This window comes from Amycolatopsis sp. WAC 04169 (assembly GCF_003947535.1).
GTDB classification, from domain to species: domain Bacteria; phylum Actinomycetota; class Actinomycetes; order Mycobacteriales; family Pseudonocardiaceae; genus Amycolatopsis; species Amycolatopsis keratiniphila.
Map to the genome: position 1 here is coordinate 1 of NZ_QHJI01000014.1, position 24,965 is coordinate 24,965.

22 protein-coding genes and 2 tRNA genes are annotated in these 24,965 nt (G+C 69.3%); 11 read left to right on the forward strand and 13 right to left on the reverse strand.

Going from position 1 to position 24,965, the window contains the following annotated elements; all coding sequences use genetic code 11:
- Nucleotides 1-322: 322 nt before the first annotated feature.
- Both DMC61_RS34765 and DMC61_RS34770 read right to left on the reverse strand, forming a co-directional pair.
- Nucleotides 323-793 carry a heme-degrading domain-containing protein gene (locus DMC61_RS34765; RefSeq protein ID WP_125694734.1) on the reverse strand — a complete coding sequence of 157 codons (471 nt, stop codon included), beginning with the start codon at nucleotides 791-793 and terminating at the stop codon, nucleotides 323-325.
- Nucleotides 794-826: 33 nt separating this feature from the next.
- Complete coding sequence (locus DMC61_RS34770; protein ID WP_125694736.1) at nucleotides 827-2,056, reverse strand: M20 family metallopeptidase; 1,230 nt, start codon at nucleotides 2,054-2,056, stop codon at nucleotides 827-829.
- A 76-nt stretch (nucleotides 2,057-2,132) separates the two neighbouring features.
- Here DMC61_RS34770 and DMC61_RS34775 point away from each other — a divergent pair, with 76 nt between their 5' ends.
- The 3 genes from DMC61_RS34775 to DMC61_RS34785 all read left to right on the forward strand — a co-directional run bounded on the left by DMC61_RS34775 (nucleotide 2,133) and on the right by DMC61_RS34785 (nucleotide 3,383).
- Complete coding sequence (locus DMC61_RS34775) at nucleotides 2,133-2,615, forward strand: tRNA adenosine deaminase-associated protein (RefSeq protein WP_197684721.1); 483 nt, start codon at nucleotides 2,133-2,135, stop codon at nucleotides 2,613-2,615.
- Nucleotides 2,570-3,091 (forward strand): nucleoside deaminase, encoded by a 522-nt coding sequence (locus tag DMC61_RS34780; protein WP_233595055.1) that lies wholly within the window; start codon nucleotides 2,570-2,572, stop codon nucleotides 3,089-3,091. The genes DMC61_RS34775 and DMC61_RS34780 overlap by 46 nt, the downstream gene beginning before the upstream one ends.
- 85 nt (nucleotides 3,092-3,176) lie before the next feature.
- On the forward strand, nucleotides 3,177-3,383 hold the full coding sequence (locus tag DMC61_RS34785) for a CsbD family protein (protein ID WP_125694738.1): 207 nt from the start codon (nucleotides 3,177-3,179) through the stop codon (nucleotides 3,381-3,383).
- A 47-nt stretch (nucleotides 3,384-3,430) separates the two neighbouring features.
- Here the strand turns inward: DMC61_RS34785 and DMC61_RS34790 are convergent.
- Nucleotides 3,431-3,518, reverse strand: a tRNA-Ser gene (locus DMC61_RS34790).
- A 42-nt stretch (nucleotides 3,519-3,560) separates the two neighbouring features.
- On the reverse strand, nucleotides 3,561-4,106 hold the full coding sequence (locus tag DMC61_RS34795) for a DUF305 domain-containing protein (protein ID WP_125694739.1): 546 nt from the start codon (nucleotides 4,104-4,106) through the stop codon (nucleotides 3,561-3,563).
- Nucleotides 4,107-4,200: 94 nt separating this feature from the next.
- Here DMC61_RS34795 and DMC61_RS34800 point away from each other — a divergent pair, with 94 nt between their 5' ends.
- Nucleotides 4,201-4,623 (forward strand): limonene-1,2-epoxide hydrolase family protein, encoded by a 423-nt coding sequence (locus tag DMC61_RS34800; RefSeq protein WP_199750170.1) that lies wholly within the window; start codon nucleotides 4,201-4,203, stop codon nucleotides 4,621-4,623.
- 76 nt (nucleotides 4,624-4,699) lie between these two features.
- Here DMC61_RS34800 and DMC61_RS34805 read toward each other — a convergent pair whose 3' ends face one another.
- Complete coding sequence (locus tag DMC61_RS34805) at nucleotides 4,700-4,882, reverse strand: hypothetical protein (protein WP_037334852.1); 183 nt, start codon at nucleotides 4,880-4,882, stop codon at nucleotides 4,700-4,702.
- Nucleotides 4,883-5,007: 125 nt separating this feature from the next.
- Nucleotides 5,008-6,336: a BNR-4 repeat-containing protein gene (locus DMC61_RS34810; protein WP_125694741.1), complete on the reverse strand. Its 1,329-nt coding sequence runs from the start codon at nucleotides 6,334-6,336 to the stop codon at nucleotides 5,008-5,010.
- A 232-nt stretch (nucleotides 6,337-6,568) separates the two neighbouring features.
- Here DMC61_RS34810 and DMC61_RS34815 point away from each other — a divergent pair, with 232 nt between their 5' ends.
- The gene (locus DMC61_RS34815; RefSeq protein ID WP_233595062.1) at nucleotides 6,569-8,971 is read left to right on the forward strand and encodes an endonuclease/exonuclease/phosphatase family protein; all 2,403 of its coding nucleotides are present in this window, start codon (nucleotides 6,569-6,571) and stop codon (nucleotides 8,969-8,971) included.
- Nucleotides 8,972-9,141: 170 nt separating this feature from the next.
- Here DMC61_RS34815 and DMC61_RS34820 read toward each other — a convergent pair whose 3' ends face one another.
- The 6 genes from DMC61_RS34820 to DMC61_RS34845 all read right to left on the reverse strand — a co-directional run bounded on the left by DMC61_RS34820 (nucleotide 9,142) and on the right by DMC61_RS34845 (nucleotide 13,814).
- Nucleotides 9,142-9,513: a hypothetical protein gene (locus tag DMC61_RS34820; RefSeq protein ID WP_016337969.1), complete on the reverse strand. Its 372-nt coding sequence runs from the start codon at nucleotides 9,511-9,513 to the stop codon at nucleotides 9,142-9,144.
- Entirely contained in the window at nucleotides 9,506-12,247 is a 2,742-nt protein-coding gene (locus DMC61_RS34825) for an FtsK/SpoIIIE domain-containing protein (protein ID WP_125694743.1), read from the reverse strand. The genes DMC61_RS34820 and DMC61_RS34825 overlap by 8 nt, the downstream gene beginning before the upstream one ends.
- A gap of 15 nt (nucleotides 12,248-12,262) precedes the next feature.
- On the reverse strand, nucleotides 12,263-12,508 hold the full coding sequence (locus DMC61_RS34830; protein WP_016337967.1) for a hypothetical protein: 246 nt from the start codon (nucleotides 12,506-12,508) through the stop codon (nucleotides 12,263-12,265).
- A gap of 1 nt (nucleotide 12,509) precedes the next feature.
- A complete protein-coding gene (locus tag DMC61_RS34835; protein ID WP_005167132.1) occupies nucleotides 12,510-12,770 on the reverse strand; it encodes a hypothetical protein in 261 nt (86 codons plus the stop codon).
- A 140-nt stretch (nucleotides 12,771-12,910) separates the two neighbouring features.
- A tRNA-Ser gene (locus tag DMC61_RS34840) sits at nucleotides 12,911-12,995 on the reverse strand.
- Nucleotides 12,996-13,067: 72 nt separating this feature from the next.
- The gene (locus DMC61_RS34845; RefSeq protein WP_125694745.1) at nucleotides 13,068-13,814 is read right to left on the reverse strand and encodes a PP2C family serine/threonine-protein phosphatase; all 747 of its coding nucleotides are present in this window, start codon (nucleotides 13,812-13,814) and stop codon (nucleotides 13,068-13,070) included.
- 77 nt (nucleotides 13,815-13,891) lie between these two features.
- Here DMC61_RS34845 and DMC61_RS34850 point away from each other — a divergent pair, with 77 nt between their 5' ends.
- From DMC61_RS34850 to DMC61_RS34870, 5 genes are all read left to right on the forward strand, one after another.
- Nucleotides 13,892-15,532 carry an N-6 DNA methylase gene (locus DMC61_RS34850; RefSeq protein ID WP_125694747.1) on the forward strand — a complete coding sequence of 547 codons (1,641 nt, stop codon included), beginning with the start codon at nucleotides 13,892-13,894 and terminating at the stop codon, nucleotides 15,530-15,532.
- Between the two features lies 1 nt (nucleotide 15,533).
- Entirely contained in the window at nucleotides 15,534-16,418 is an 885-nt protein-coding gene (locus DMC61_RS34855) for a serine/threonine-protein kinase (RefSeq protein ID WP_125694749.1), read from the forward strand.
- 94 nt (nucleotides 16,419-16,512) lie between these two features.
- The gene (locus DMC61_RS34860; RefSeq protein WP_125694751.1) at nucleotides 16,513-17,157 is read left to right on the forward strand and encodes a L,D-transpeptidase; all 645 of its coding nucleotides are present in this window, start codon (nucleotides 16,513-16,515) and stop codon (nucleotides 17,155-17,157) included.
- A gap of 124 nt (nucleotides 17,158-17,281) precedes the next feature.
- The gene (locus tag DMC61_RS34865) at nucleotides 17,282-20,092 is read left to right on the forward strand and encodes a PQQ-dependent sugar dehydrogenase (protein WP_125694753.1); all 2,811 of its coding nucleotides are present in this window, start codon (nucleotides 17,282-17,284) and stop codon (nucleotides 20,090-20,092) included.
- An 87-nt stretch (nucleotides 20,093-20,179) separates the two neighbouring features.
- A complete protein-coding gene (locus tag DMC61_RS34870) occupies nucleotides 20,180-23,002 on the forward strand; it encodes a PQQ-dependent sugar dehydrogenase (RefSeq protein ID WP_125694755.1) in 2,823 nt (940 codons plus the stop codon).
- Between the two features lie 73 nt (nucleotides 23,003-23,075).
- Here the strand turns inward: DMC61_RS34870 and DMC61_RS34875 are convergent, their stop codons facing one another.
- Entirely contained in the window at nucleotides 23,076-24,599 is a 1,524-nt protein-coding gene (locus tag DMC61_RS34875; protein WP_125694757.1) for a 3-hydroxyacyl-CoA dehydrogenase, read from the reverse strand.
- Nucleotides 24,600-24,768: 169 nt separating this feature from the next.
- Between DMC61_RS34875 and DMC61_RS34880 the strand changes: the two genes are divergently transcribed.
- The gene (locus DMC61_RS34880) at nucleotides 24,769-24,963 is read left to right on the forward strand and encodes a hypothetical protein (protein WP_016337959.1); all 195 of its coding nucleotides are present in this window, start codon (nucleotides 24,769-24,771) and stop codon (nucleotides 24,961-24,963) included.
- The last annotated feature ends 2 nt before the right edge of the window (nucleotides 24,964-24,965 follow it).

Below are 24,965 nucleotides of genomic sequence, written 5' to 3' on the forward strand. Positions count from 1 at the left end.
CTGCCGCAACGGCCGGTCACTGGAGTTCACCAGCTCGATGGCGTCACGACGGAACTGCTCCGGATACTTCGACCTGCGGGACACCAGGACATCCTCCCTCCAGACCCCTGTCTGGAATCAAGGTGTCTGCCCCCAAGGGGCAACTCCACGTGATCAGACGGACGACACGCCCGCGGCGGGGCCGTCACTGCGTGTCGTCCGTCCAGACACGCGTGTCGTCCGTCGGATCACGTGTGTCGTCCATCCAGTCACGCAAGACCGCCAGTAGGTGCCGTTGGCGGCGAGCCCGGACCCTGCCGTCATACCGAGTTGGACAGTCCACTTAGGACAAAGTGGCGAGGAAGATCTCCAGCTGCTCGACGACGAACGCGTGATCATCGGCCTGGGGCAGTCCCGAGACACCGACCGTGCCGACCGGCCCCACTCCCTCGACGATCACCGGGAACACGCCGCCGTGCGCGGCGTACAGATCCGGGTCGAGCCGGGAGTCGGCTTCGAACGTCGTGCCCTTCGCGCGGAACTGTTCGCCGACGAAGTACGAGCTGTGCCCGTATCGGTCGACGACGCGGCTCTTGCGGTCGATCCACGCGTCGTTGTCGGCCGAGGTGCCCGGCAACGCCGCGTGGAACAGCCGCTGTCCGCCGCGGCGCACGGAGACCGTCACCGGGAGGGCGCGGTCCCGTGCCGCCGCGAGCAGGTGGGCGCCCAGCTCCAGCGCGGTCTCGTTGTCGAACCGGCGGAAGACCAGGCGCTCCTCCTGTGCGGCCAGGACGGCCAGGGTGTCATCGCTCATGGCACCCATTAAATCAACGCTGTTGTGTAATGGCTAGCGAAGGGCGTCCAGGGCGAAGGCGGCGTACAGCGCCACGCCGTTGGCCATCGCGTCCTCGTCGAAGACCACCCGGTTCGAGTGGTTCGCTTCCACCGTGGCCAGGTCGGCATCGGGCGGGCAGGCCCCCAGGAACGCGAACGCGCCCGGCACCCGCTGCAGGACGTACGAGAAGTCCTCCGCGCCCATCACCGGGTTCTCCATGACCTCGGAGTTGCGGGCGCCGAGCACCTCGCCCGCCAGCTCCAGCACCCGCGCCGCGACCTGGGGATCGTTCACCGTGACGGGGTAGCCGGGGAGGACCTCGGCGCTCACCTTGACGCCGTGCGCCGCGCCGACCGCCTCGCACACCCTCGGCAGTTCCTCGCGCACGAACGCCTGCGTCCGCTCGGACAGTGTGCGGATCGTGCCCTCCAGGAACGCCGTCTCCGGGATGATGTTCGTCGTCGTCCCCGTCTCGATGCGGGTCACCGACACCACCGCGGGCTCGAACACGCTGACCTTGCGGGTCACCATCGTCTGCAGCGCGCCCACCATCGCGGCCGCCGCCGGCACCGGGTCGATCGCCTGGTGCGGCGCCGAGCCGTGCCCGCCCCGGCCGGTGACGGTGACGTGGAAGCTGTTCGCCGACGCCATGATCGGGCCCGGTCGCGTCTGCACGACGCCGGACGCGGCCGAGGTGAAGATGTGCAGGCCGAACGCCTTTTCGACCCGCTCACCCGCGGCGTCGAGCACGCCCTCGTGGATCATGTGGCGCGCGCCGTGCTCGCCCTCCTCGCCGGGCTGGAACATGAACACCACCGACCCGGCCAGCTCGTCGACGTGCTCGCAAAGCAGCCGCGCGGCCGACGCCAGCATCGCGACGTGGGTGTCGTGCCCGCAGGCGTGCATCGCGCCGTCGTCTTCGGAGGCGAAGTCGAGCCCGGTGTCCTCGTGCAGCGGCAGCGCGTCCATGTCGCCGCGAAGCAGGATCGCCGGCCCCGGCTTCCCGCCGCGGAGGACGGCGGTCAGCGAGGTGGTCGATTTGCCCTCGGTGATCTCCAGCGGCAGGCCCTCGAGGGCGGCTTTGATCGAGGCCTGGGTCTTCGGCAGGTCGAGACCGATCTCCGGATTCCGGTGGATCTCCCGGCGGAGCTCTACGGTTTTCGTCTGGAGAGCGCGGGCTTCGTCCAGCAATCCGGCGAAGCGCGCGTCGGGGAGGGTGGGCAGGTCGGTGGGTCCGGTCATGTCTCGATAGTGGCGCATGCGGCGCTTCGGGCGCACCGTGCGTGCGTTCCGAATGCGGGCGGAATACGGTGTGCGCATGGCGGTGCAAGAGCCGATCACGGGGTTCGCGGTGGCCGTGGTGCGGGAGGACGGTCGATGGCGGTGCAGTTCCCTTGATCCGGGGGCGCTCGGCGAGCTCGACGCTGCGATCACCGAGCTCGGCAAACTGCGTTCGACAGGGGCCGCGTTCGGGCTGCTCGCGGTGGACGACGAGTTCTTCGTGATCGTCCGGCCGAGCCCGAGAGGCCCGTCGCTGCTGTTGTCCGACGCCGCCGCGGCGCTCGACTACGACATCGCCGCCGACGTCCTCGACGTGCTGAGAGTCGACCCGCCGGACGAGGACGACGACGCGGTCTGGCCGGAAGGCGACCTGGAGATCTTGTCCGACCTCGGACTGCCAGGGGCCGAGCTGCAGGTGATCGTCGGCGAGGTCGACCTCTACCCGGACGAACAACTCCAGATGGTCGCGCAGCGATGCGGCTTCGCCGCCGAGTTCACCAAGATCCTGGACGAGATCTGAGCCCCGCCGCCTCCGCCGCCGACATCGCCGCCGTCCGGGCGGCGATCGTCGCGGCGCGGGGTGCGGGCGAAGACGTGCCGATCGGCGCCGTCGTCCTGTCCCCGGACGGGACCCCGCTCGCTTCCGCGCGCAACGCGCGCGAGGAACTCGGCGACCCGACGGCGCACGCGGAGATCCTCGCGCTGCGGGCCGCGTCGAAGATCTACGGCGACGGCTGGCGGCTCGAAGGCTGCACGCTCGCGGTGACGCTGGAGCCGTGCACGATGTGCGCCGGCGCTCTCGTGATGGCCAGGGTCGCGAAGGTCGTCTTCGGCGCCTGGGAGCCCAAGACCGGGGCCGTGGGGTCGCTGTGGGACGTCGTCCGCGACCGGCGGCTCAGCCACCGCGCGGAAGTCGTCGGCGGGGTCCTGGAGGCCGAATGCGCGGCCCTGCTCGAAGCCTTCTTCCACGGGCAACGGGGTAACCGCACCGGGTGAAGGATGTGTCGGACCCCGGGACACGGGTAACCCTCCGGACAGGCGGCCGCAGACGGTGGCCGCAGTCGAAGGAGGAACATCCGCCATGAGCGTTTTCGACAAGGCGAAGGACAAGGCCGAGCAGGCCATCGGCGCCGCCAAGGAGAAGCTCGGCGAGAAGACCGACAACCAGGACCTCGCGAACTCCGGCCGGGCCGACCAGACCGAGGGCCAGGTCAAGGAGGCCGGGCACGAACTTCGCGACCGCGCGGAAGGCGGCGTGCAGGACCTCAAGGACAAGTTCAACAAGTAGCCGCGAACACAGAAGAGCCGGTCTCCGTGGAGACCGGCTCTTCGCTGCGGTGGCGGTGGGATTTGAACCCACGGACGGGTATTAACCGTCACACGATTTCGAGTCGTGCTCCTTCGGCCGCTCGGACACGCCACCGCCGAGAACAATACCGGAGGGTCTTCCGGGGTCTTCAGGGGGTCAAGGAAGCTGCGCGGTGATCTCGTCGATCGCCGCCGTCTGGTTCTCGACGATCTCCTGTGCCAGCGCTTTCGTCTCGGCGTGCTCGCCGGAAGAGAGCACCGTCTTGGCCATCGCGACGCCGTTGCGCAGATGCTCGGCCATCAGCGGGAGCCACATCCTGTCGAATTCGGCGCCGGTCAGGTTCTGCAGGGACGCGACCTGCCCTTCGGTGATCATCCCCGGCATCGCGTGCCCGGCGTGACCCGCCGCGGGGAGCACGGCCGCGTTCCACGACTGGAGCCACGCGGTCATCGTCTGGACTTCGGCCGACTCCGCCTTGACGATCTTGGCCGCGGTGGCCTTCACGTACTCGGACGCCGACCGTTCCGACGCCAGGTTCGCGACCTGGATCGACTGCTGGTGGTGCGGCACCATCTGCTGGGAGAAGGTGATGTCGGCCTGGTTGGCGCCCGGTGTCGCCGGTGCCGCGCCCGTGGCCGTCGAGCAGCCCGCGAGCACCCAGGCGACCAGCGCGAACAGGGCCATCGGCAGTCGCCGTCGCATCGATACCTCCGTTGTCGGGAAAACCGGCCCCTCCCCGTCCTGTGATACGGCTGTGACCTTCCGGCGGTTCAAAACCGGATTAGCCTCGGTGGACATGACGGATCCGAAGACCGTGGTGACCGGTTTCCTTCAGGCTCTCGAAGAGTTCGACATCGACCGCGCGCTGGGCTTCGTCGCGATCGACATCGTCTATCAGAACGTCCCGCTGCCGCCTGCTCGCGGCCTTTCGGCGGTGGAGAAGCAGTTGCGCGCCATGGCCCGCTACGGAAGCGGGTTCGAGGCGCGCACCCACCACATCGCCGCCGACGGGCCGATCGTGCTCACCGAGCGCACCGACGTCCTGCGGCGCGGTTCGTGGGAGGCCGAGTTCTGGGTGTGCGGCACGTTCGAAGTGCGCGACGGCCGGATCGTGCTGTGGCGCGACTACTTCGACTGGACGACGTTCCTCGCGGCGAGCGCGAAGGGTGCGGGCAAGGCGGCGGTCGCCGGCTTGAAAAGACTCACGAGGCGGAAATGACACACCGCCGGTGTACGGGCTCCGTCCTCCCCCGACGGGTCCCGTGCACCGGCGGTGCGCCCCCAGTTCCCCCTGCTCACCCTCCCCGGTGAGCGTCCAGAAGTCGTTCGCCCAGATCGGCCTCGCGCAGAACGGCGTCGAGCCGTGCCCCGCCGAACGGGGCCACCGGGCGCCCGCCGCGTTTCCGGTCGCGCAGGTCGACGGCCAAGGCGGTGGTCAGCAGCAGAACCAGTGCCGTACCGACGATGAGCCAGTTCATCGGACACCTCCTCCGGCGACGTGAGGGAGGATTTGTGTCCTCGCTCACGTCGCCAAAGGTAGCTCCGGAAATGCCGGGTTGTACCCCGACTTGAGGTTCATTTAAGGCAGCGGAACACCAATGGGCTATTTCCGCGGGGTTCCCGCGACATAAATGTCACCGTCGGCCACGGAGACGTCACGGGCACTGGACGCGCCGGTCGCCAGAATGCGGGCGGGGTCCCGGAAACCGGTGATCACTTCCACGCGCTGGACCGGTTTCGGTGTGGTGATCAAGGTTTCCGGCGTCCAGACGCGGCCGTTCCCGAGCAAGAACGTTTCGATGCCCGGCTGTCCGTCGCGCGTTCCATAAACGCGCCAAGTGCCGCCATTGAGCTGTTCGATCTCACGCAATCGGAGTCCCTTGGCGACTTCGCGCACTTCCCAGTTCCGGCCGTTCCACGCGCCCGCGAAATCGCGCGGCGAGCCCGCGGCGTCGAACTGGAACCAGGTGACGAACGGCTTGCCGTCGCGCTGGATGCCGACCTGCAGGATGTAATCCGGCGACTTGAGCCCGCCGGGGAGTTCGAGCGGGGTCTCGACGACCTTGAGGTACCGCTCCTGCTCGGCGTCGTCGACCTGTGTGCCGAGATCGCGGCCCGACGCGGAGAAGAAGTGCAGGGTCCGGACGTCGAACGACAGGTGATAGACGTTCCGGTGGTAGACGTCGTGCTTGTGCTGTGACGGTCCGCCGCCCGCGAGCGTGTAGGCGAAGTGGATCCGCCCGGACGACGGCACGTACCGCAACTGCCCGACGTAGATCTCGTCCATGTGGTCCGACCGGCCCAGCGAACCGAACGCCCACCGCTTCCCGGTCAGCTGCACCGAGTTCCGCCACGTCTTCCCGTGATCGCGGGAAACGAGGTACTTCATCGGACGGAAGTCGGAGTTCGCCGTCGGATCCAGCTCGTTGGTGGTCTCGCGGTAGAACAGGAAGAGCGTGCCGTCGGCGGTCTTCACCGGCATCGGGTAGCTCGCCGCGGCCCCCTCGGGGACCTCGATGTCGGACCAGGTGCCGTCGAGGGAATGCGCGAGCGGCGCGCGGCTGATCACGGTCCGCTTGTTGTGCATGCCACGGAAGATCAGCAGATGCCCGTCACCCGCCGACAGCATCGTCGGGTAGTTGTGCGGATCGGACTCGCCGTCGGCGATCTTCTTCGGCGCCGTCCAGACGCCGGTCCGGTGGTCGTACGCCTGCACGTAGGTGTCCGCGGCCTTGCCGGACCACGAGATGAAGGTCTTGCGCGCGACCGGGTCGAAGATCCCGCCCGCGTTCGGCCGCCGGTCGGTGCGTGACGCGACCGTGCTCGCCGGGGTCATCACGTCGAAAGCCGCCTTCCCCGGTGGTTCGGCGGCCGCCGCGGGAACCGGCATCACGAGACCGGCCGCGACGAGCACGCAAAGCAGTCCGCGCATGAAAAACGCCTCCTGTCGGTAACAGGCGGCGGAGTCCGATCTTCTCACGCGAGGATCCGACCGGGCTAGTGGTGACGAATCGTTGTCTTGACGTCTTCCTCATTTCACTTGTTCGGGGGAGTATGCCTCGACCGATCTTGCGAAAAGGGGACTCAGCGTGACCACATCCCGACATGCTGCCCGGAGACGAGCCCTGACCGTGGCCGTCGCCTCGGGCCTGGTCGTGAGCGGCATGACCGCTCCGGCCGCGCTCGCCGCGCCCAGCGCCGACGCCGTGATCGCCGAGGTCTACGGCGGTGGTGGCAACTCGGGCGCCACGCTGACCAACGACTTCGTCGAACTCGCGAACCGCGGCGCGGCCGCCGTGAGCCTCGACGGCTTCAGCGTCCAGTACGCGCCCGCGTCGGGGAACAGCTGGCAGGTCACGCCGCTGACCGGCAGCGTCGCTCCGGGCGCGCGGTATCTCATCGCGCAGGCGAAGGGTTCGGGCGGCACGGTCGCGCTGCCGACGCCAGACGCCACCGGTTCGCTGGCCCTGTCCGCGACCGCCGGCACCATCGCGCTCGTCCAGGGCACCACGGCGCTGACCTGCAAGACGGCCGCGGACTGCGCGGCCGACAGCCGGATCAAGGATCTGGTGGGCTTCGGTTCCACCGCCGTCATCCGCGAGGGGGCCGCGGCGCCCGCGCCGTCCAACACCGCGTCCGTCGCCAGGGGCACGACGCTCGCGGACACCGACGACAACGCGGCCGACTTCGCCTCCGGCGCGCCGACGCCGACCAACGGCAAGGGTGAGACGCCGGGCGAGACCGGCCCGCCGCCGGTCGACGCCAAGATCCACGACATCCAGGGCACCACGCGGATCTCGCCGCTCAAGGACCGGAAGGTCGCCGGGGTCACCGGCGTCGTCACCGCGATCCGGGGCTTCGGTTCGGCGCGCGGGTTCTGGATCACCGACACCGCACCGGACACCGACCCGCGCACCAGCGAGGGCCTGTTCGTCTTCACCGGCTCGACCACGCCGGCCGTGGCCGTCGGCGACGCGGTGACCGCCACCGGCACCGTCCGCGAGTTCTACCCGGACGCGCCCGCGACCTCGCCGTACCAGTCTCTCACCGAGCTGACGAGTGCACAGTGGACGGTCCAGTCGAGCGGAAAAGCCCTTCCCGCACCGACCGTCGTCACGCCGGACACGGTTCCGGACACCGTCGCCCCCGCGCCGGGCGGCAGCATCGAACCGCTGCCGCTGGAGCCCGCGAAGTACTCGCTGGACTTCTGGGAGACGCACGAGAGCGAGATCGTCAGCGTCTCCGACGCGCGCGTCGTCGGCCCGACCTCGCGGTTCAACGAGCTTTACGTGACCACCAAGCCGAAGCAGAACCCGAGCGTCCGCGGCGGCGCGGTGTACCTGAACTACGACCGGCTCAACACCGGCGTGCTCAAGGTCGCGTCGCTGATCCCGTTCGCCCAGCAGCCGTTCCCGAAGGTCAACACCGGTGACGTGCTCACCGGCGAGACCTCCGGTCCGGTCGAGTACAGCAACTTCGGCGGCTACACGCTGTTCGCGACGAAGCTCGGCGCCGCCAAGGACAACGGGTTGCAGCGCGAGAGCACCCGCCCGCAGCGCGGCGGTGAGCTTTCCGTGGCGACCTACAACGTCGAGAACCTGTCTGCTTTGGACAGTGACGAAAAGTTCGGAGAGCTGGCCAAGGCCGTCGTCGGCAACCTGGCGAAGCCGGACATCCTGAACCTGGAAGAGATCCAGGACAACAACGGGCCGACGAACGACGGCACCGTCGCCGCCGATCAGACGTTGCAGAAGTTCGTCGACGCGATCGTCGCCGCCGGTGGGCCGCGCTACGAGTGGCGTCAGATCGACCCGGAGAACGGCAAGGACGGCGGCCAGCCCGGCGGCAACATCCGCGTCGGCTTCCTGTTCAACCCGGCTCGGGTGTCCTTTGTGGACCGCAAGGGTGGCGACGCGACCACTCCGGTCGGCGTGGTCAAGGAGCGCGGCAAGACCCACCTGACCGTCTCGCCCGGCCGCGTCGAGCCCGGGAACGAGGCGTGGGAGGACAGCCGCAAGCCGCTGGTCGGCGAGTTCGTCTTCCAGGGCCGCACCGTGTTCGTCATCGCGAACCACTTCAACTCCAAGGGCGGCGACCAGCCGACGCACGGCCGCAACCAGCCGCCGGTCCGGAGTTCCGAGGTGCAGCGGGGCAAGCAGGCGACCCTGCTCCGCGGCTTCGTCGACAAGCTGCTCGCTTCGGACAAGAACGCGAACATCGTCGTGGCCGGTGACCTGAACGACTACCCGTTCTCGCCCGCCGTGCAGACGCTGACCGCCGGTGGAGCGCTGAAGGACCTCATCGCGTCGCTGCCCGAGAACGAGCGGTACAGCTACGTTTTCGAGGGTCAGTCGCAGGTGCTGGACCACATCCTGGCGTCGAGGGCGCCGCGCGGGCTCGACTACGACGTCGTGCACCTGAACGCCGAGTTCGCGACGCAGGCCAGCGACCACGACCCGCAGGTGCTGCGGTTCCGGCCGAGTGCCGGCAACCCGGTCCAGGACGCGTTCTGGGACCTGGCGGACTACCTCGAGAAGGTCTTCGGCCCTTACCTGCCGAAGCCGTAGTTCTCCCGCGTGAAGGCCCCCTTCCCTCGGCTCAGCCGAGGGAAGGGGGCCTTCACGCGAGTTACGCCCTCAATCACGCGAGTTCCGCCCTCGATCACGTGTGTCGTCCCTCCAATCACACGTGTCGTCCGTCCGATCACGTGTGTCGTCCGTCTGATCACGAGGAGGGGTCAGGAGCGTTTGGCGCGCCAGCCCAGGGAGAGGACGGCCTGCACGAGTTCCTGGTAGCTCGGCTTGACCTCTTCCAGGTACTTCTCCAGGTACCCGGCCCGCGCGGTCGGCACCGGACGCGGGTCTTCGTCCTCCGGCAGCCACGACAGACCTTCGACGTTGTGCTGCGCCATCTTCCACCAGCGCGTGCACCGGTCGACGGCGCGCTGCTCGCGTTCGGCGGCGTCCGCGACGGCCTGGTGCGCCTCGGCGAGCCGGGCCTCCAGTTCGTCCGCGCGGCCGATCTCCCAGTTCCGGAGGTTCTCCGCCGAAGCGCGCGCGAGGCCGACGATCTCCTTGTACCGCATGGCCGCGGTGATGCCGTCATCCATCGAGAAGCCCTTCCGGACGCTGGAACGGGATGATCACCTCAGGGGCACCGTGCGTGGTGCGGTCGAAGAACAGCGCGCGGCCCGGCCGCGGTGACCAGTGCACCACCTGCCCGGCGGCGAACGGCGACAGTTCGTTGCCCTGGACGTCCAACGCCGCCCAGGTGCCGATGTCGTCGGTGCCCGCGAAGCCGAGCGTGTCCTTCAGCCGGGCGATGCTGCGCCACCAGCCGATGGTGTGGACGCCGTGTGTCGGACCCTGCTTCAGCAGCACCCGCAACTGATCCAAACCGCTCTTGAGCTGTCCGGGCGCCTTCGCCTCCAGCGCGGGGATCGACGCGTCGACGCCGTACAGCAGCAGCACCTGTGCTCTGTCCAAAGAGGACAGGTTCTCGGCGATATCGATTACCCGGGCGGGAAGATCGTCGACGAGTGTCGCTTGGTGGCCCTCCGCGCGCAGGCGGTCGACCAGCTCGGAGACCGCGGGGACGGACGCTTCGATGGGGCACGAGAGCACGAACTCCACCGAACCGTGCGGATGCTGCCGGGCCAGTGAACGCGCGGCGGAGTCCATGATGGACAGTGCCTCGGCCGTGGCCGCGCCGAGGACGGCGACGTTCCGCCCCGGCGCCTTAGGTAGTTCGACCCCGCAGGCGGCCTCGTCGACGTCGATGGACTGGCCGAGCAGCGCCCGCGGTTTGTCCGTCGGCTTCAGGTCGGCGAACGCCGGGAACTGTTCCAGCACTGGGGAATGCGCGCCGTCGAACAGCCTCGGCCGCTTGAACGACTCCGAGTACCGCTCCCAGAGCCGGTGCTGCAGCTTGTTGAAGACGTCCTTGCTGCTCGCGTCCGGGACGTGGGCGAGCTGGTTCCCGTGCGCCACACCGGAGTCGTGGTTGATCACCGCGTGCCATTTCGGCGCGGAGACGGCCGCGTTGTTGGTCTCGGACAGCACTCGCCGCGCCTTCGGCATGGCGATCCGCAGCGTGCACTGCTCGAACACCGCCGGTTTGCCCCAGAAGGCCTCGATCCCGGCGACGTCCTGGCTCGCCAGCACGAGGTGGATGCCCTGAGACCGGCCTCGCCGCGCGATGTCCTCCAGCAGCTGGGTCGCGGTCGCCGTCACGCCGTCGCGGCCGGCGAACAGGTACTGGAATTCGTCGATCACCGCGACGATCCGCGGCCAGTGCCCGCCCGGGTCCTGCTCGCGCAGGTCCGCGAGGTTGGTCACCTCGTGCAGTTTCGCCGCGGCCGACCGGCGGCGCAGCTCGTCGGCGAGGAACCGCAGCAGCGCCAGGCCGAACTCGCGGTCGGTGTTGACGTTGACCCCGATGAGCTTGGCGTGCGGCAGCCAGCTGGCGTCCCGCCGTCCCGGCGCGAGCCCGGCGAACGACACGCCTTCCTTGAAGTCCAGCAGGTACAGCGCGAGCTCGTCCGGCGAGTACCGCGCCGCGAGGCTGCCGAGCAGCGAATACAGGAAGTTCGTCTTCCCCGAACCGCTCGGCCCGCCGATGAGCACGTGCGGGCTGGCGTCGCCGATGACGACCTCCACCGGCTCGCCCTCGAAGAACCCGACCGGCGCGCGCAGTTCCCGCGCCGAGCTCTCCTTGCCGAGCTCGGTGGGCAGGAGGTCGGCGAACGCGCGCGGCCCGCCCTGTTTGGCGATCAGCGCTTCGGCGATCCGCCCGGCGGCGCGGATGACCTGCCCGGACGGCATCGGCGGATCGAGATCGACGACCAGGTCCGGGCCGGTCATGCTGGTCATCGCCCGCCGTTCGTCGTGCAGGCTCAGCGATTCGACCGACGTCGACAGCATGGTCGGCACGTCGATGAGGATCAGGCAGATGCCGGCCGCGAGCGCCCCGGTGGCGACCCGTTTCAGTTCGCGGGCGCGCTCCGGTTCGAGGGTCTCGCCGTTGCCGTAGAGCACCGCGACCCGGAACGGTTCGACGCGCTGGCCGCTCGCCCGCCGGATCTCCCGCAGCGACGTGTGCCCCGCCTGCATCCCGGTCGCGTGGATGCGGCGGATGTGCCCGGCCAGTTCGTCGAGGAGGTCCTCCAGGCGTCCCGGGTCGTACAGGGTGAGCGCGCTCGTGCGGCTCAGCGGGTACAGGTCGGGGAGGATCGCGGTCAGCTGCCCGACGTCCCACAGATGGACGCGCACCGCGCCGGGCTCGAACGTGCTCAGGATCCGCATCAGCAGGTTCTGCACGATGCCGTCGACCGCGGCCCTGGTCTTCGGTGCCGACGTGATGGACAGATGCGACTCGTCGAGCAGCGGGACCGCGACGTCGAAGGTGCGTGGCACGTCCTGACCCGGCACGGTCGCCGAGCCGACGCGCCACAGCCCGGGCGCGGTGATGCCGGGATTCGTGCCGACGCGGCCGAGCCAGTTGCCCGGCTGCTGGCTCGCGGGCCCTGGCGCGTTGCTCGCGACGAGTTCGCGCAACGCGTTCGGGCCCGCTTCCCAGTCGGCGTAGAACTGGCCGCGCACGTTGGTCAGCAGGCCGAACACCTCGTTCGCGGCGGGATGCCGCGACCATTCGGCGTACTGCTCCGAGGTGGAGTTGTTCATCCCCACCCGGACGATGTGCTGTTCCAGTTGCAGTTTGGCCAGTTCCGCCTCGGCGGCCTGACGGGCGCCGGCGGCGGCGCCGAGGACGAGCCCGATCTGCTGCCGGACCCGTTCGAGCGCCGTGGCGACGCGATTGCGCTGTTCACTCGCTTTGCTGCCCATACCGGCTCGCCGATCTCAGAGGCGGGATTGGTAACCGCTGACCAGGTCGTCAGCGGCGGAAAGGCGCGTCAGGAGGTTTTCCATTCCCTCGTCGGCCTGCGCCAGCTGCGGCGGCACCCATGGCACGGCCTGCGCCTGGGGTTCCACGATGGCGCGTCTGGACTCTTCGAGCAGGCTCCTGGCCCGCTCGGCATGGGCGCGTCCGTCGGCGAGGCCGGTTTGGACGGCCGTCAGCAGCTGGTGCAGTTCCTCGAGGTACATGTCAGAGACGGGTCGAGTACGACTCGGCCGACGAGATGCCCGCCTGGATGGTGCTCTGCATGCCGGTGATGCCTTGCAGAGCTTCGGCGAGAAGCCCGTGCGCCTGGCTTACCTCGTGCTGGGTGCTGCCCTGGGTGGCCTGGGAAAGCGAAAGCTGGGCTTCTTCGAGAGACTGCGCTGCCTGCTGAAGTGCGGCGATGCTCGCGGATGCCTTCTCGTTCGCGAGCGCGATACCAGCGCGGATCTCTTCGACTCCGGCCATTTTGGCGGACTCCTTGGGACGTCGGGGGCTGGAACGACCACTATTAAACTTAGCGTGATCAACTGACTCTGTTAAGTGAAGGTCCTGCTAAGTAATCAACAAGGCCCCGGACGTCGGAACGTCCGGGGCCTTGCTGACGGCGGAGGATACAGGATTCGAACCTGCGAGGGCGTGAACCCAACACGCTTTCCAAGCGTGCGCCTTAGGCCGCTCGGCCAATCCTCCGTGGGGAACGATACCGGATGCCGTTTCGGCCCCGCGAAGGCGGGTCTGACCTGCGTTTGCCGCTTCGACGGCTCAGGCGGCCGAGGGGGCGAGAACGTCGGCCACGACGCAGGTGATGTTGTCCGGTCCGCCGCCTTCGTTGGCCAGGTCGATCAGCTTCGGGACGGTCTCGGCGGGATCTTGGAAGGCGCCAAGGACGTCCTTGATAACGGTTTCGACAACCGTTGCCGTTAACCCGTCCGAGCACAGCAGGAGACGGTCGCCGGGGGCGGCGTCGAAGGCCCAGATGTCCGCTTCGCCGCTGCCGGTGCTCAGGAGCGCCTTCATCAACAGCGAGCCGCGGGGGTGTCCCTCGACCTCCGAGGGGTCGATGCGCCCGTCGTCCGCCAGGGCCTGCGCGAGGGTGTGGTCGCGGGTGAAGCGCTGAAGCGTGCCGCCGCGGAGGAGGTACCCCTTCGAGTCGCCGATGTGGGCGGCCGTGAAGTGCGTGCCGTCGAACAGCAGGGCGGTCAGGGTGGTGCCCATGCCCCGCGTCTCGGGCTCCTGCTCGGCCTTCGCGGAGAGCCGGTCGTCGATGGCGCGAAGGCCGCCGGTGAGCACCTCGGTCAGGTCGACGTCCGCGAGGTCGAAGCCGCGGAGGTCCGAGTCGAGCCGGGACAGGACGCCGACCGCTTCGGCGCTGGCGACCTCGCCGTGCGGCTGCCCGCCGATGCCGTCGGCGACCGCCAGCATCCTGGCGCTGGCGTAGACCGAGTCCTGGTTGACCTGGCGGCGCCGCCCGACGTCCGAGCCGGCGGCGTACCGAAGGGTGTACCTCATGGGTCCCAGTAAAGCAGCTGTGTACTGAGTTCACAAACAAAGGGTTGGAATGGTCAGCTGTCGGTTACGATGCGGCGATGGAGGAGCAAGCCACCGTCACCGCGGCGGACATCGCGCGCATCGCCGGCGTCGGCCGCGCCGCCGTCAGCAACTGGCGCCGACGTTACGGCGATTTTCCGCCGCCCGTCGGCGGGACGGCGTCGAGCCCCCTCTTTTCCCTGTCCGCCGTCGAAAACTGGCTGCGTGAGCGGGGGAAGCCGGTCGAGATCTCGCTCGGCGACCGGGTATGGCAGCGGCTGCGGAACCTCGGCGACGATCTGGCGCTCGGTGACCGCGTCGGCCGGGTGGGGTCGTATCTGTCGCGGCGCGGCGTGTGGACCTTCTCGCCCCGCTACGACGACGCAGAACTGCTCGGACTTCTGGACCGCTTCGCCGAAGAGCGAGGAGCGCGCGAAGCCTACGAGTTCCTGTGCGAACGGTACGTCGAGGCGCACTCACGCCAGCTGTCCGTCACGCCGGAACCGGTGGCGGCGTTGATGTCCCGGCTCATCGGTCCCGACCCCGGCGTCGTGCTCGACCCCGCGTGCGGGCTCGGGACGCTGCTGCTGGCCTCCGGCGGGACCCGGCTGCTCGGCCAGGTCGACGATCCGGCGACCTCGTGCATCGCCGCGCACCGGCTCCTGCTCGCGGGGGCGGACATGGAGATGTACGGCGCGGACGCCCTGTCGATGGACTCCTACGAAGGGGTGCTCGCGGACGCCGTCGTCTGCGATCCGCCGTTCAACGAACGGGAATGGGGTTACGACGATCTCATCGGCGACCCGCGCTGGGTGTACGGCCAGCCACCGCGCGGCGAACCGGAACTGGCGTGGGTGCAGCACTGTCTCGCGCATGTGAAACCCGGCGGGCTCGTCGCGATCCGCATGCCGCCCGCCGCGGCCGGGCGTCGCACGGGGCGGAGGATCCGCGGGAACCTGTTGCGTGCCGGGGCTTTGCGTGCCGTGGTCACGGTCGGCGGCGCGGATCTTTGGTTGCTACGGCGGCCGGAATCCGGCGAACGGCCGCCGTCCCGGCTTCTTCTGACGACTGATCCGTCCATTGTGGAGGAATATCTGCGCGGTGACGACGTATCCGGCACGGTCCGGATCATCGATCTGCTCGACGAGGAGATCGACCTTTCCCCGGTTCGCCATCAGGCGCGCGGTGAACACGCGGGGGAAGCCTTCCTTGAAATCCTTAAGCGTTTCGAGGGTATTCGGCCGGAACCGCCGTCGCTGGTCGTGTCCGACGAGAAACCCTCGTTCGTCACGATCGGGGAGCTGCTGAAGTCCGGCGTGCTCACCGTGCCGGAGTCGGTGGAAGAAGGCGATGTCGTCGCGTCGCCCGCCGTCCCCGCGTATGTCCACAGTGGAGAGACGTTCACCGCGGAGCCGACGATGTCGAAGTACCGCACCGACCCCGAACGGCTGGACGCCGCGTTCCTCGCCGGCTGCCTGCGCGCGGCCGGGCGGATCGCGCCGACCTCCTCGACCAGGATCGACCTCAAACGCACCCGGATCCCGCGCCTGCCGATCGAGACACAACGCGCGCACGGGGCGGCGTTCACCCGGCTCGCCGCCTTCGAGGACGCCCTGCGCGAGGCGGCGGAATCGGGTCTGGAGCTGGTGAGGCTAGGCTTGGCCGGGCTCACCGAAGGACAGCTCAAGCCGGAGAACTAGGTTGCTTATCGCCGACCGCTACGAACTCGACGAGCTGCCGCTCGGGCGGGGTGGGATGGGCGCGGTGTACGCGGGCCACGACCGGCATCTCGGCCGCCGCGTGGCGGTGAAGTTCCTCGGCCTTCCCGGCGGCCCGGACGCCGAACTCGAACAGCGCTTCATCCGCGAGGCGCGGATCCTCGCCACCCTGGAACACGCGGGCGCGCCGACGCTGTACGACTTCGGCACCTACGACGAGCGGTTGTACCAGGTCATGCAGTTCATCGAGGGCGTGACCGTCGCCGACCTGGCCGCCGAACACGGGCCGCTGCCGGTGCCGTGGGCGGCCGCGATCGCCGCGCAGGCCTGCGCCGTGCTGTCCGCCGCGCACGCGCTTTCCATCTGCCATCGCGATCTCAAGCCCACCAATCTGATGCTGTGCCCCGACGGCAGCGTGAAGGTGCTCGACTTCGGGCTCGCGATGCTGCGCGAGACCGACGTCGCCCAGTTCACCCGCGCCGGGCAGATCCTCGGCACCCCCGCGTACATGGCGCCGGAACAGATCCAGCGCGGGATCGCCGGGCCGCGCAGCGATCTGTACGCGCTGGGTTGCGTCCTGCACGAGATGCTGACCGGCAGGCAGCTGTTCACCGGCCCGACGGCGTACGCGGTGTTCGAGAAGCAGGTCAAGGAGAGCCCGGCCGAAGTGGCCGGTGTCCCGGGTGGACTGAACGTGCTGCTCGCGGATCTCCTGGAGAAGGACCCGGAACGGCGGCCCCGCGACGCGGACGAACTGTTCGGGCGGCTGGCCGTGTTCGCGCGCGACCTGCCGCCGCTGCCCGGATACCTGGACGAAGGCGCCAACCCGGGCCGGATGTACGCGAGGGTCGTCGGCCGCGTGCCCTGAGACGCGATCGTGACCTGCCGATCAACAACCCCGGCCGGGTGAGCTCCGTCTTTACCCATGTCGGACGGACTACGGACAAACGGGGGTAAGGGTCGTGAAGAAGTTCCTGGTGGGGGTGACCGCACTGGCCACCGCGCTGGTGCTGACCGCGTGTTCGGGCGACGCCGGCGGCAGCGCGCCCGGTGGCGGAGCCGTCGCTCAGGGCGCGCCCACGACCACGTCGGCGCCCTCTTCGACCCCGGCCACGTCGTCGTCCCAGACGCCTACGCCGACGCCGAGCAGCAGCAGTGCCACGCCGAAACCGACGTCTTCCAAGCCCAAGCCGACGCCGAAACCCACGCCGAAACCGGCGCCCAAGCCCGCGGCGAACGCCGCCGACGTGCCGTGCAAGGCCGCGCTGGCCTCGCCGGGCGTGAGCGCTTGCGTGGATCTCTCCGCGCTCAAGACGTGGCTCCTGCAGGACGGCAAGGTCATCTACGGTCCGGTCAAGCAACTGCCCGGCAAGAAGGGCTATGCCACGCCGACCGGCGTGTTCCACGTTTCGGCCAAGGTCAAGAACTACCACTCGAAGCAGTTCGACGCGCCGATGCCGAACTCGGTGTTCTTCCTGCCGGGTATCGCGTTCCACACCGGCAGCCTCTCGGTGTACTCGCACGGCTGCATCCACCTGTCCGCGGCGGCTTCGCAGAAGTACTTCACGACTTTGCAGAAGGGCGACGTGGTGCAGGTCGTCGCCTGATCGCTCCACCGCGTGACGATCGATTGCGGTTCGGTTGCTTTGAGATAAATGAAAGCTCCCGGCGGCAATGACTTCCCCGTTCCCGGCGACGTGCCCAGGACACGCCGGAAATGGGGAAGTGCCGATGATCTGGAGCCGGGTACTCGTCGCCCTGTCGGTTTTCATCCTGCTTCTCCCCGGATGGGTGGGCGCTCCGGAAGCGACCGGAGCGCCCACTCTGCCTTCCGGCTTCGTCCTGCGTGACCAGCCGAGCGGTCAGGCCGCGTTCGACCTGACCGATTTCGCCTATCTGCCGGACGGTTCCGTGCTCAGCATCGGCAAGAGCGGCAAGGTCGCCTGGGTGCCGGTCACCGGTGCGGCCAGGACGGTCGCGAACCTGCCCGTCCACGACGACGGCGACCTCGGGCTCGTCGGTCTCGCCATCGCGCCGGACTACGCCACCTCACACCGGATCTACCTCGCGTGGTCGTTCGACACGGGCGGCGGCGCGTTCACCATGCGGGTGGCGCGCTGGACGGTGACCGGCACGGACGTCCCCACCGGTCTCACGGACGAACACGTGCTCGTCGACCTTCCCGGGTTTCACAACGTCCACGGCATCACGGGGCTCGTCACGGCGCCGGACGGCACGTTGTGGATCTCCATCGGCGACGCCGCCGACTTCACCAGGATGGATCCGGGGGCGTTACGCTCCCTCGACCTCGATCAGCTCTACGGCAAGATCCTGCACGTCACCTCGGACGGCGCCGGCGTCCCGGGCAATCCGTACTACTCCGCCGCGGCGCCGGACGCCAATCGCTCCAAGGTCTTCTCCAGCGGCTACCGCAGTCCGTTCCGGTTCTCCCTCGATCCACGGCTCGGCCTGCCGGTCGTGGGCGACGTCGGCTGGAACACCTGGGAAGAGGTGGACGTCGTGCGGCCGGGCGCGAACCACGCCTGGCCCTGCTGGGAAGGAAACGCCCCCACGCCGGGGTATTCCGGGCTCGCGGGCTGCGCCGGGGTGGTCAACACGCCGCCGATCACCGCGTACCACCACGGTTCCGGAGTGGACGAAGGGAACAGCGTCACCGCCGGGATCGTCTACAGTGGATCGTCCTATCCGGACGAATACCGGGGCGCCTTCTTCTTCGGCGACTATGTCACGCAGAAGATCTGGACGATGACGTACGACAGCCAGGGCAGGCTCGTGCGCGCGCCGGAGCGGCCGCCGGAGTTCATCGGCATCGGCGGGCCGGTGAAGTTCGCGGCCGCGGCCAACGGCGACATCGTGTACGCCGACATCCACACCGGCAACCTGCGGCGCCTCAGCTATCCGGGGACGAACGCGGAACCGGTCGCGGTCGCCACTTCCGAAACGAACCCCGAAACCCGCACGGTCACCTTCGACGGCGGCGGTTCCTACGACTTCGACGGCGATCCGCTGACCTATCACTGGGATTTCGGCGACGGCACGAGCCAGACCGGCGTCCGCGTGACCCACACCTACGGCACCGGGCTCACGAGAGCGACAGCGCGGCTCACCGTCACGGACCGTCTCGGCGCGTCCGGCGGTACGGACGTCGTCGTGGTGCCGGGAAACCATTCGCCGGAACCGGTGATGTCGGACCCTGGATCCCGGACGTTCGCGGTCGGGGAACCGGTGGTCGTCGGGGCGACGGCGACCGACATGGAGGACGGCGTGCCGCCGGTGTCGTGGACCACCCTCATCCGGCACTGCCCGGAGGAGGCGACGTGTCACGCGCACCCCGGCTCGCAGGGCAGCGGACCGGCGTTCACCGTGCCCTTCACCGACCACCAGGACTCGCGCGTCGAGATCACCGCGTCGGTGACCGACAGTGCCGGGGTGACGGCGAGCAGGACGTACGTCGCCATGCCGCGTGAGCACCGGCTGACCCTGACCGGCAACGTGGCCGCGGCGCTGAGCATCCCGGCCGAGGGTGGGGTCAGCACCGCGATGGTGACCGAAGGCGCCACGTTCGAGGTCGTGGCGGAGGAGATCGCCGCGGACGGTGTCTCGACGTTCTCGAACTGGTCCGACGGGCGGACTTCGCGCACGGTGACCGTCACCGTTCCAGCGGACGACCTGACCCTGATCGCGAACTACCTCACCCCGATCGACAAGCGCTACCAGGCGGAACCCGCGCTGCGGCAACGTCTGGGCGCTCCCGTCGGGCCCGAGGTCGCCGACGGGACAGTGCGCTACCGGTCATACGCGAACGGCAGGCTCTACTGGAGCGCCGAGACCGGCGTGAAGCAGATCGAGGGCGAGATCCTCAAGAAGTACCTCGCGCTCGGCGGGCATCGGAAGTTCGGACCGCCCGCGACGGACGAGACCGCCACGCCGGACGGCATCGGCCGCTACAACCACTTCCCGAACTGGCCGGGCACGATGCAGTCGTCGATCTACTGGACGCCATCGACCGGCGCGCATCCGGTGTACGGCCGGATCCGGGTCAAATGGGCGGCGCTGGGCTGGGAGACGGGCCCGCTCGGCTACCCGGTGACCGACGAGCTCCCGACCCCCGACGGCGCAGGCCGGTACAACCACTTCAGCAAGAAGGCGTCCATCTACTACACGGTGCCGACCGACGCGCGCGCGATCTGGGGGCGCATCCGGGTCCGGTGGGCGGCGCTCGGCTGGGAGACCGGCCCGCTCGGCTACCCGGCGACCGACGAATCCGCCACCCCGGACGGCGTCGGGCGCTACAACCACTTCACCAAGGCGGGCTCGATCTACTGGACGATGGCCACCGATTCGCACGCGATCTACGGCGCGATCCGGCAGCGGTGGGCCGCGCTCGGCTGGGAGCGGTCGTACCTGCGCTACCCCGCGACGGACGAGTTCGGCACTCCCATCGGACGGCAGAGCAGCTTCCAGAGCGGCTACATCACCTGGAACCGGAGCACGGGGCAGGTGGTCGACCGGCGGTGGTGATCACAGTTCGATAAAGGCACTCGAAAGTGTGAAATGTCCACGTGGGCCCCTTCGATGAGACGTTCGACTGGGGAAAGGGGCCCTTGCATGCCGTCGAGATTCCGTGCGCTCTGTCACGCCCTCGTGACGTTGCTGATAGTGACCTTGCTGGTGCCGTTGACGTCCACATCGGCGTCCGCGGCGCCGGTGCTTCCGCCCGGCTTCGTCCTGCGTGACCAGCAGAGCGGCCAGGCTCCGTACGACCTGACCGACTTCGCCTACCTGCCCGACGGCTCGATGCTGACCACCGGGAAGCAGGGCAACGTCGCGTGGGTGTCCACCACCGGGCAGACCCGGAGCATCGCCACCCTGCCGGTGCGCAGCAGTGGTGACCTGGGGCTGGTCGGAATCGCGATCGCGCCCGACTTCGCCACCTCCCGCACGGTCTACACGGCCCGCGCGGTCGACGTCGCCGGCGGCGGCATCGCCCTGCGCGCGTCGCGCTGGACGGTCACCGGCACCGCCGAGCCGACCGGGCTGACCGGTGAGAAGGTGCTCATCGAGGGCACCGCCAACACCGACATCCACGGCATCACCGGTGTCGTGGCCGCCCCCGACGGCACGGTGTGGGTCTCGACCGGCGACAGCTCCCGGTTCCAGGGCGCGGCCGACCCGTTCGCGCTCAACGTGTACGACCTCGACAAGATCTTCGGCAAGATCTTCCACATCACCTCGGACGGTGCGGGCGTTCCCGACAACCCGTACTACTCCGCGGCGAACCCGAACTCCTTGCGCTCCAAGGTGTTCGCGAGCGGCTTCCGCAGCCCGTTCCGGTTCAGCCTCGACGCCAGCACCGGCCTGCCGGTGGTCGGCGACGTCGGCTGGGGCACCTGGGAAGAGATCAACTTCGTCCAGAAGGGCGCGAATCTCGGCTGGCCCTGCTTCGAGGGCAACCAGCCCGCGGACGGGTTCTCCGCGATGCCGCAGTGCGCTTCGGCCGTGAACACCCCGCCGATGCTGGCGATCCGCCACGGGCAGGGCATCGACAACGGCAACAGCATCACCGCCGGGATTGTCTACAATGGAGAGTCGTACCCGGAGGAATACCGGGGCGCGTACTTCTTCGGCGACTACGCCACCCAGAAGCTCTGGACGGCCAAGTACGACACGCAGGGCCGCGTCGTCCGCCCGCAGGAGACGCCGCCGAAGTTCACCGGCATCGGCGGTCCGGTCAAGTTCCTGGCCGCGGCCAACGGCGACATCGTCTACGCCGACATCTACAGCGGTCTGCTGCGGCGGCTCAGCTACACCACCGGGAACAAGGCGCCGGTCGCGGTCGCCACTTCCGAGACGAACCCCGAAACCCGCACGGTCACCTTCGACGGCAGCGGTTCGTACGACTTCGACGGCGACCAGCTCACCTACGAGTGGGACTTCGGTGACGGCACCACCGGCACCGGCGCGAAGGTCAGTCACACCTACCCGGCGGGCACCGAGAAGTTCACCGCCAAGCTGACGGTGAAGGACGGCCTGCAGGCGTCCGGGAGCACGGACATCGCCGTGGCGCCCGGAAACCACTCGCCGAAGCTGACCATGACCGACCCCGGTGAGCGCCTGTTCGCCGTCGGCGAGGAGGTCAAGGTCGGCGCGACCGTGACCGACACCGAGGACGGCGCCCTCCCGGTCACCTGGACCACCCTGGTCCGGCACTGCCCCGAGAACGCGGTCTGCCACGCGCATCCGGACCAGAGCGGCTCCGGGGCCGAGTTCGCCATGCCGTTCACCGATCACACGGACTCCAACCTGGAGTTCACCGCGACGGCGACCGACAGCGCCGGAGTGAAGGTCTCGAAGACCTACATCGCGAAGCCGCGCGAGCACCGGCTCACGCTGACCAGCAACGTCGCCGCGGCGCTGGGCATCACGCCGGAAGGCGGGGCCTCGTCGGCGATGGTGGTCGAAGGCGCGAAGGTGGAGATCCAGGCGGCCGAGGTCGCCTCGGACGGCGCGTCGACGTTCACCGGCTGGTCGAATGGCGCGACCGGACGGCTGACCGAGATCACCATGGGCACCACGGACCAGACGATCACGGCGAACTACATCACCCCGATCGACAAGCGCTACCGCGACGAACCCGCGCTCGCGCAACGACTCGGCGCGCCGACCGCGCCCGAGGCCGTCGACGGCACGGTCCGCTTCCGCACCTACGAGCGCGGGCGGCTGTACTGGTCGAAGGACACGGGCGTGAAGCAGATCGAGGGCGAGATCCTCAAGAAGTACCTCGCCGCCGGCGGGCACGTGAAGTTCGGGCCGCCCGCGACCGACGAACAGTCCACTCCGGACGGTGTCGGCCGGTACAACCACTTCCCGGTCTGGCCCGGCGTCCTGCAGACGTCGATCTACTACACCGTGAACACCGGGGCCCACCCGATCTACGGCAGGATCCGGCAGAAGTGGGCTTCGCTCGACTGGGAGCGCGGACCGCTGGGTTACCCGAGCACCGACGAGGCCGGCACGCCGGACGGACTCGGCCGCTACAACCACTTCAGCAAGGACGCGTCGATCTATTACACCGTGCAGACGGACGCGAGGGCGATCTACGGCCGGATCCGGGTCCGGTGGGCGGCGCTCGGCTGGGAAGCCGGGCCCATGGGTTACCCGACCATGGACGAGGCGGCGACGCCGGACGGTGTCGGCCGGTACACCCACTTCACCAAGGGTGGTTCCATCTACTGGTCGATGGCGACCGACTCGCACGGCGTGTGGGGAGAGATCCGCAAACGCTGGGCGGCGCTCGGCTGGGAGCGTTCGTACCTGCGCTACCCGACGACCGACGAGATCGCCGTGACCGGCGGACGGCAGAACAACTTCCAGGGCGGCTACGTGTTCTGGAACGCCTCCAACGGCTCCGTGACCGACCGCCCCTGGTAGGCGGCGAACGCGCGTGAAGGCCCCCTTCCCTCGGCTCAGCCGAGGGAAGGGGGCCTTCACGCGCTTTGGGGTATCAGCGAAGAAGGTCCGCCGGCGAGGTGCCCGCCGACGTCAGCGGCAGGCCGAGCGCGACGCGTTCGGTGAGCCAGGCGCTCGGCCGGTAGCGCTGGTCGCCGGTGCTCGCGACGAGACCGCGCAGTACCCGCAGCACGAGCTCCGCGCCCGCCTCGTCACCCCAGGTCAGCGGCCCGCGCGGGTAGCCGAGGCCGAGCCGGACGGCGGTGTCGATGTCCTCCGGCGTCGCGAGCCGCTGCCCGGCGATGAAACAGGCGGTGTTGACGATCGACGCCAGGAGCCGCTGCGCGATCGGCGCGGGGCCGTCGCGGACCACGGTCACCGGCAGGCCGGTCGCCGCGAGCGCGCCCCAGGCGGTGCGGCCGGCGGCCGGATCGAGCGCGGGGTGGACGGTAAGCGTCAGTCGTTTCGCGTAGCCACCGAGGGGATCGACGCCGACGACCCGCTCCGGCGGGAGACCCGCCGCGAGTGCGGCGTCCACAGTGGACGAACCGATCGGGCTGACGATCAGGACCGTGTCCGGGTAGGCGGAGTGCACCACCTGGATGCCCGCCGCCGAGAGCAGCGTGCCGAGGCGTTCGTCGTCGACCCATACCGGGGTGTTCGGGGCCTTCGGCGCGGTCGGTTCAGGCTCGACCTGCTGTTGCCCGTCGACATAGCTGTAGAAGCCTTCGCTGTTCTTGCGGCCGAAGAGCCCGGCGGCGACCCGGGGACGCGTCAGCCACGACGGCCGCAACCGCGGTTCGCCGTGGAAGCCGCTCCAGATGCTTTCGAGCACGGCGTGCGAGACGTCGAGACCGGTGAGGTCGAGCAGTTCGAACGGGCCGAGTTTCAGGCCGAGCACGTCACGGGCGACGCGGTCCACTTCGGCCGGGCTCGCGATCCCTTCGGCGAGGATCTGCAGCGCTTCGGTGCCGAGGCCGCGCCCGGCGTGGTTGACCAGGAAACCCGGCGCGTCGCGGGCGAGGACGGGTTCGTGCCCCCAGCCGCGGACGAGTTCGGTCACGGCGGGCGGCAGCCACGCGGCGGTCCGCGCGCCGGGCACGACCTCGACCAGCCGCATCAGCGGGACCGGGTTGAAGAAGTGGAGGCCGAGCAACCGGCCGGGATCGGTCAGCGCGGCGCCGATCTCGGTGACCGAAAGCGAGCTGGTGTTGGTGGCGAACACGGTGTCCGGGCCGCAGACGCGTTCCAGCTCGGCGAACAGCGCGCGTTTGATCTCCAGATCCTCGCGGACCGCTTCGACGACGAGGTCGACGCCGTCGGCGGGGGCCAGCGGACCCTCGGCCGCGATCAGCCTGCCTTTCGCGGACCCGGCCGCCTCCTCGGTGATCTTGCCCTTCGAGGCGAGCTTGTCCAGCATCGCGCCGACCTGGTCGATGGCCTCGCCGACCGCTTCCGGCCGGGCGTCGGCGAGCTCGACCTCGAGCCCCGCCGTCACGGCGAGCTGGACGATGCCCCGGCCCATCACCCCGGTTCCGATCACCCGGATCCTGCCGACCTGCTCCGCCCACTTCTCCACCGCGAGCCGCCTTTCCCTCGATGTCGTCTCGTCGTGACGCTAGCCGCCACGCCGGTATCTCGCCCGGACGGGTGATCCGTGGCCCACCCGGCGTAAGGCCACCGAGCCGCCGAGGTCTCCTCCGCGAAAACCGAGTGTTCCGCGCACCACCCCCGAAGGGAAACCTCCCATGGCCACCGTCCCCGCCGCCGCAGCCGTCCGGACCACGCCGTTGCTCCTCGTCGCCGTTCTCTTCGGCGCGGTCGCCGCGTTCCTGGCGAGCCAGGCGTTGTGGTCGCTCACCGCCCTGGCCGTCGTGGTCGCCGCCGCCGTCCTCGCGGGCGGGGTGTGGCTGTCCGGCCGGAAGCCCCAGCCCGAACTCTAAGA